Genomic DNA, 7,189 nt, shown 5'->3' with positions numbered 1-7,189 from the left:
ACTCCAACCGATCACTTTCTCTTCTAAGCGGATCAGTTATCCACTCCAACCGATCACTTTCTCTTCTAAGCGGATCAGTTATCCACTCCAACCGATCACTTTCTCTTCTAAGCGGATCAGTTATCCACTCCAACCGACACTTCTTCACCGAAGAGAAACGGGTTTTTACCCTGACATTTCACTATTATCCATCAAAAAAGCTGCCCTTGATAAAGGACAGCTCCAAAATACTATTTAAATAACTCAGGGTAAACTGCTTTTGCTATTAACTCAACAGCTTCGCCAATACGCGGACCCGGACGGTTTGAAATATCAGTGTCTATAGAATAAACCGCTTTATTTTGAATGGCAGTGATTGAATTCCATCCATCACGAGAAAGAATTTCTGCCACTGGTTCTTTCCCATAGTTTACTGTTGTTAAAATGACATCTGGATTTTTTGAAATAATATCTTCCTCAGATACCTTTGCCCAACTTTTGAGGTCAGCAAAAACGTTCTTAACATTTGCAGCATCTAAAATCTCTTGTTGGAATGTACCAGAACCAGGTGTATATATGTCTGGCTTCGGACTAATTTCTAAATAGATATTTTTTGGTTCTTTCACATCTTTAACTTTTGCTTGGACTTCTGCAATTTTACCTTTAATATCATCATTTAACTTGTCGCCTTTATCTTTGATTCCCATAACTGTTGCGATTTGTTGGATATCCCCGTACACATCATCAAATGTTTTAGCCGATTGAATGGCAAACACTTTAATACCTGCATCTTCGAGACCTTTTAAGGCATTTAAATTTTCTTCATCGCCTCCAGTTGTATAGGCAATAACGACATCTGGCTTTAACGCTAAAATACGCTCACTATTGAATTTTACAGAATCAGAAACACGTTCAATTTTTTGCGCTTCTTCCGGATACGTATCATATTCAGTTGCACCAACGATTTTATCCCCCACACCTAGAGCAAATAAAATTTCTGTATTACTTGGTTGCAATGAAACAATAGTTTTAGGTGCGGCAGCAAACTCTACTTCTACGCCACGGTCATCCTTAACTTTATAGCTAGTTTTCTCAACTTGTTGATCTTCCTTAGAAATAGTCTCTTTATTAATATCCTCTTTCGCGCCACAGCCAACTAAAACGAGTGCTAACATTAACACAGAAAGCCATTGTAGCTTAAACATTTTCTTCATTTCATTGATTCTCCTTTTTCTTTTTCATCGGGTATGACTTACTAATAAACGGTATTTCAGCAATACCAGCCTGCTGATTCATAAAGACAGCCATTACAAAAAAGACATTGGCTAGTAATCCTAAATAATCAAAAAGAATAGCAGGTACTTCCCGTTCTTCAGATACTTTGTGCAAAACGCGATATGATTTTTTCGCCTCACTACGGCATAAATGTAATGCAGTAGCAGCCTCTGTCCCTTGAGGTAATACAAAGTTTTGTATTTCATCCTTAACATGACTAACATAGAAATCATAGCGATCACTTAGCCAGGTCAAATCATCTTCAGTTACCGCTAATTTGCCTCGGACTGAGCCATTTACATGGTAAGCCATTGGTAAAATTGCTAGTAAATCATCTGCTATTACCGCTACCGTTTCCTTTTTTACCGCCGCCAAAGCGACGCCAATATGTGTTGTAAGGCTATCTGTTCGAATTTCAAAATCTACCGTTGATGCCTTTTCACGCATAAATGGATAACAAGAATAACGTGCATCTTTTTTCAAATCTAAGTCCCCACTTTCCTTCGTGAAAAATTCTTACTTTATTCACACCTTCTTAGGATTCCAGCAGGTGAAAGATAAGTGTACATAAAAAAACGTTGTTCCCACTCCTAAGGAAACAACGAAAATAACATAAATAGTGTCGTATAGACACAACATAGCCTATGTAATTGCCGCATTTTCTCCTAGCTTCCGAAGAGTTATCATACGTTCAAACAAAGGTCGGTCTCCTGGCTTGTACAGTTCACTACATTCACGTTGTGAGTCATAAAAAACCTTCCCATCAAATATTTCGACAGTGGTGAATCTTTATGTTTTCTGTACTTACAGTTGCGGAAACAGCTTCGGTTTTTCACCGAATTCCCGATTATGCTATAGTTTAGCACCCTTATTCTGCAAGAATTATTCACTTGTTTAGCAGTTTAACATAGATTAATAGGAAAAAATAGCTGTGGAATTAGAATAAACAAATACGATGGATAAAGACCATGCAGGTATCACCTTATGCACGCGGGTGTATTCGTTACCCCACGGGCATTTCACATGCTCGTGCAGGTATTTGTTATATTTCATAGATTGATGATATAAAAGCTATCTCTCAACGAAAGCATGCGCAAAAAACAGCTATTTTACATCTTTTAACGGATGGCATTCTTATATTTCTTTTTGCATTTAACATCTTCTTCTTCTTCAATTAAACGCCGTGCAATCTCTAGTAGTTTTGGGTCATTCGTTGCATCGAATAGCTTTTTAAAAGATACAATAATATCATAGCGTATCAATGTCGGGTGCTTTTCGTCTAAGCATATTTGAAATCTTTTCGCCAAATATGACACGACTAAATCTCTTTGTACCTGCCCTGCTAAACCTATTCTCCAAATCGCCTGCAAAGTATGCCTCGAAGTTTCTGTTTTTTCATCATACGTTACTGCCCAAATCTTTAAGAAGTCCTCTAATACTCTTTCTTCAGGATCACTTTTTGCTGCCAATGCGCATAAAAATTGTGCAGCACTTGCACGTACATGTCCATTTTTGTATGTAAGAGCTTGAACAAGTTGTTCCCAAACTGAATATGTCCAATCAACTGGTTCTTCCATAATTTTCATTAATTCTTCGTATGATTTGTATTGAATATCAAGGTCACGCTCTGTTAAATTACTAAAAAGTTGCAAAATCTCTTTTTCCATGATTCATCCCTACCTTTATTGTTTCAGAACGTAAAAATGGTAAACTTGTAAGTATTGTATTAATTTCTATCATTCGTTACTTTACTACTACGAAACTAAAGTCACAAACACTTTTAATTTCAAAGTAAGGTACCTAATTATTATATTTCAAAATTATCAGAAATGAGTATCAATATGCAAGGAAACATTTCTTTCGGCTATAAAAGACACATTTTACATGTTAGCTTTATAATCGGAATTAGCCTTCTATGAATCCAAGCGAAATACGCTATAACGATGGCAATCATTATATGGATAATTGATGCTATACCTTACATCGGCTCTATTTTCATTTTAGTAACTGGTAATATGGTAGTAAATATATCTACTTATGTAAATAAATTCATCCTAGATGTTATTTTACTCATTATTCATCGACTAGTCGAGCCTAAATTAATGGATCACTATATCAAGGATGATAGGTTTACTCGCAAAATCTTGAATACCGTCAAATATTAAAAAAGGTCATCTTTGTAATTTTTTTTTACAAAGATGACCTTTTTGCTATTTAAATCGTCTATATAATAGTAGGGCTTATTGAATACGACCGAAGCCTACTAAATATTGATTCCACCAATCAAGTGATTCAATGACAACACCTTTATTTTGAGCATCGATCATCGTGTTATTTCCTAAGTAAATACCTACATGCGCTATGCCTGAACCATAGCTGAAGAATACTAGGTCACCTACACGTGCTTCACTTGCTGAAATACGTTGTGTTGCTAAATATTGTTGTGATGCTGTACGTGGTAAAGATACGCCTGCTTGTTTGTAAGACCATTGCACAAGACCTGAACAGTCAAATCCTGTTGATGGGTTACTGCCGCCCCAAACATAGCTACGGCCTAAGAATTGCTTTGCAGTTGAAATTGCATCACCTGAAGATGCAGTACCTGAACCAGAACCAACAACGACTTTTTGTAGTGATTTTTCATTGTTCGCTTTGCCACTATTGTTAGTGTTGCTAGTATTACTGTTACTATTATTATTGTTACTAGTATTATTGTTAACGTCGTTATTTGTTGCTTGTACTACTGGAGTAGCTGCTTGAAGTGCACGTAAACGAGCTGCTTCTTCCTCTGCTGCTTTACGTTCTGCTTCTAAACGTTCTTCTTCTTGTTTCGTTGCAATTTGTGCCTTTAAAGCTAGAGATTTCGCTTCATTCTCAGCTTTTTTTACTTCCATTTCGCTTTCCTTTTGTTGAAGCTCTTGGAATTGTTTTTGAAGCTCTTTTTGTTTTTCATCTAATGTTGTTTTTTGTTTCTCTAAATTAGCCTTATCCGCTTCTTGTTGATCTACTAATTCTTGGTCAGCATCCATTAATGTTTTTACCGCTACGACACGGTCCATTAAATCTGCAAAGCTTTTCGATTCAAGAACAGCACTTAAATATATACCTACAGTGTTATCTTGAGCTTGGTATGCAGCCATACGTTCACTTAAAATTGTTGAACGTTGCTCAATACGTTTTTTAGTATCTACAATATTTGCATCAACTTCTTTAATATCTGCTTGTACTTTGTTAAATACTTTTACTTTTTCATCGATCTCTTTTTGTAAATTAGTTAATTCTTCTTGTAGCTTTTTAACCTCTGTATCTATTTTAGCTTTCTTATCAATCATTTGTTGAGATGTTTCTTCTGCGTGCACTACGGTTGGTTGAACTGTATTAAATAATAAGCCGCCAGCTAGTGCTAATGCTAGCACCATCGACTTACGCCATTTATTGCGCTTACCCACGTTATTCTTCCCCTTCACTAGTCAATTTCGCTCTTCGTATTTTAATGTAATCACTGGAACGATTTCTTTTATTTTCTCTTATATATTTATTAGCCTTTTAAAGTTTAGCATTATTAGCATAACTTTTATACTATTTCACGGCTTTTTAATCGTTTAGTAAAACTCGCAACATTCTTGTAATATTCACGTAAATTCTATTAAATTCTACAAAACTACGTTTTATTCTACATAACAACGTTTTTAACTACTTTACCATTAGACCCAATTTCTGTTTTGTAATGTTTTTGTAATATTTCTCGAGATCATTTACCCATTATGCCTCTGCATAATTGCGTCCAGAATCGGCTAAAAGAAGTTAAAATAAAAAAAGGTAAGGGAGCATTTCCCCTACCTCATCTTGTCGCAAATGTATTTCAATGAACAAAGATATTGATTTCCACTCCAAGTTGGCGCTTCCTATTGCCTCATAGAACGTAACGCTTGGATAGAAAGGCGTACCAAAAGAATGGCACATAAAAACAATCCCAAGTATGCAGCTGTATTTAAATAAACAGCGTATGCATCACGAATAAATTGCGAGATTGCTAAAAGTGCTACAGAAACAATGCCAAAGGTAATACCTACGAGAAGTAAGACGAAACGGGAAAACAAATTTGTAATAAAACGAGCATTATCCTCATCCGAAAAAATATCGTGATGTAAGATAATTTTTCCACTCTCTACCCGTTGAATGAGCTGGTTAACTCGTCTTGGCATTTTGCGCAATGCCGGAATAAGCATTGCTAATTCTTCTTGTAAACGTTCCTTCGTTGCCATCGGTTCTTTAAATGGCTTCAGGAAGGATGCTCGCATATATGCAGATGAAAAATCTTTCGCTTCCGTAAAAATATCAAAATTCGGGTCAATTACCCGTAAAGTCCCCTCTAATGTTACTAATGAACGCAGCGCTAAACCTACTGCTGGATAGAAAGCAAGACCAAAATCCCGAACAACCGTAAATAACGCATGTATTAATTCTTCTGTCGGAATTCGATCCACGTAAGAAATTTTCAAGAGAATTTGATCAATCGCTTGCTCTATCTTTGCACGATCTGCATGATCAGCATTTTCAACCAATAATGTTACGCCGTCAAATAAAGTATTTGAATCATTTAGATGAATCCCCATTAAAATTAGCTTTAGGCCCTCTTGTTGTGTAGCTCCCAAACGTCCAACAGCCCCAAAATCAAGGAGTATCGGTGTACCATCCGTCTCATCAATCTGAATATTTCCTGGATGTGGATCTGCATGAAATATACCCGAAACAAGCATCTGTTCAATGAAGGAGTATAAAACAGTCTGTGCAAACTGCCTACGATTATTTCCTAATCGATTAAATTCAGCCGCAGCATTTGCAACGCTTTTCCCCCGTACATATTCCATGACAATAATATTTTCATTACAGTATTCTGTATAGATTTTAGGAATCTTCACCTTATAATCGCTTTTAGTAAGAGCATTCGTCACCTGCAATGTATTACGAGCCTCAATATCTAAATGAACTTCCTCGCGTAACCCATCGCCAAATCCTTTAGCAAGCTCTCGAAAACCAAGTGACTCAGCCCATGTAGATTTGTTTGAAAGCCAATTGGCAAATTCCTCTAAAATATCGAGATCGTCTCGCATGATTTCCTTCACGTCTGGACGTAGTAGCTTCACCACGACTTCATCAAAATTTTTCAATCGTGCCTTATGTACTTGTCCAATAGATGCTGCCGCAATAGGCTCCATTTGAAAGCTTACAAATATTTCATTCATAGGCTTCGGAAGTGAATCTTCTAAAATTTGTGATACCTGCTCTGACGATAAAGGCTTCACATTATGTTGTAGCTTCTCTAACTCGTCAATAAAAATAGGCGAAAACAGTTCCTTACGAGTAGAAAGTACCTGACCAAATTTAATAAATATCCCACCACATTGCTCCAAAGTTATCCTTAAAGCAACGGCAAGCTCCTTTTCATTTTCTCGTTGTCTTGCGTATTTAATCGTTTGAACAACACCATTTGTCACTGCTATTTTTAACACCTGACGCAAACGCTTTTGCTGTCGCCAGTAACTACGAAGGCGCAATAATAAATTTTTTTTGCCATTCCGACGATCTCTAGCTGTAATACCACTTGGATCAAAAAGCTCAAAAACGAGGTAGAGTAACATCGAAATTAGTAGCATGCAACCAATCCAAACAAGTGTACTAACCTCTGTCACTGTTTGCATCATTGGTTCGTATAAAAAATCTGTATGGCGTAAATAGGTATACCAGTAAACAAAGGACGTTAGCGTCACACTAATAACTACAGAAAGAACCCTACGTATAAAATTAATATTTGAACCAATTAATCGACCACTTACAAAATAAATAAGCACTGATACAACAATGAGTTCGATTAAAAATTTCAAAAAAATCAACAGCGTCACCTCCGATGCTACTTCCTAATACTGCTAGTATA

Annotated in this window: 6 protein-coding genes and 1 riboswitch; of the genes, 1 reads left to right on the top strand and 5 read right to left on the bottom strand. The window is 36.4% G+C overall.

The features are described 5' to 3' along the window. Window positions 1-238 (top strand): hypothetical protein (locus tag ACMZ42_RS04830; protein ID WP_415730788.1); only part of this gene is annotated, 238 nt, incomplete at its 5' end. On the opposite strand, the gene ACMZ42_RS04825 is transcribed toward ACMZ42_RS04830, so the two are convergent. The 5 genes from ACMZ42_RS04825 to ACMZ42_RS04805 form a co-directional block, all read right to left on the bottom strand. Then, on the bottom strand, window positions 231-1,193 hold the full coding sequence (locus tag ACMZ42_RS04825) for an ABC transporter substrate-binding protein (RefSeq protein WP_415730787.1): 963 nt from the start codon (window positions 1,191-1,193) through the stop codon (window positions 231-233). The genes ACMZ42_RS04830 and ACMZ42_RS04825 overlap by 8 nt on opposite strands. A gap of 1 nt (window position 1,194) precedes the next feature. Beyond that, the gene (locus tag ACMZ42_RS04820) at window positions 1,195-1,737 is read right to left on the bottom strand and encodes a hypothetical protein (protein ID WP_415730786.1); all 543 of its coding nucleotides are present in this window, start codon (window positions 1,735-1,737) and stop codon (window positions 1,195-1,197) included. A gap of 199 nt (window positions 1,738-1,936) precedes the next feature. Next, a riboswitch (cobalamin riboswitch) is annotated at window positions 1,937-2,139 on the bottom strand. Window positions 2,140-2,372: 233 nt separating this feature from the next. Further along, a complete protein-coding gene (locus tag ACMZ42_RS04815) occupies window positions 2,373-2,921 on the bottom strand; it encodes a hypothetical protein (protein ID WP_415730785.1) in 549 nt (182 codons plus the stop codon). Between the two features lie 573 nt (window positions 2,922-3,494). After that, a complete protein-coding gene (locus tag ACMZ42_RS04810) occupies window positions 3,495-4,703 on the bottom strand; it encodes an NlpC/P60 family protein (protein ID WP_370077051.1) in 1,209 nt (402 codons plus the stop codon). A 456-nt stretch (window positions 4,704-5,159) separates the two neighbouring features. After that, the gene (locus ACMZ42_RS04805) at window positions 5,160-7,148 is read right to left on the bottom strand and encodes an ABC1 kinase family protein (protein ID WP_415730784.1); all 1,989 of its coding nucleotides are present in this window, start codon (window positions 7,146-7,148) and stop codon (window positions 5,160-5,162) included. Window positions 7,149-7,189 lie beyond the last annotated feature (41 nt).

This window comes from Lysinibacillus sp. NPDC056185, from assembly GCF_047737915.1.
Taxonomy (GTDB): domain Bacteria; phylum Bacillota; class Bacilli; order Bacillales_A; family Planococcaceae; genus Lysinibacillus.
The sequence above is the reverse complement of the archived record's forward strand: the minus strand, read 5'-3'. Positions and strand labels throughout refer to the sequence as shown.

What these genes read in the sequence shown, in the direction of transcription:
- ACMZ42_RS04825 (WP_415730787.1), bottom strand. Translation starts at nt 1,193, where the DNA reads ATGAAGAAAATGTTTAAGCTACAATGGCTTTCTGTGTTAATGTTAGCA.
- ACMZ42_RS04815 (WP_415730785.1), bottom strand. Translation starts at nt 2,921, where the DNA reads ATGGAAAAAGAGATTTTGCAACTTTTTAGTAATTTAACAGAGCGTGAC.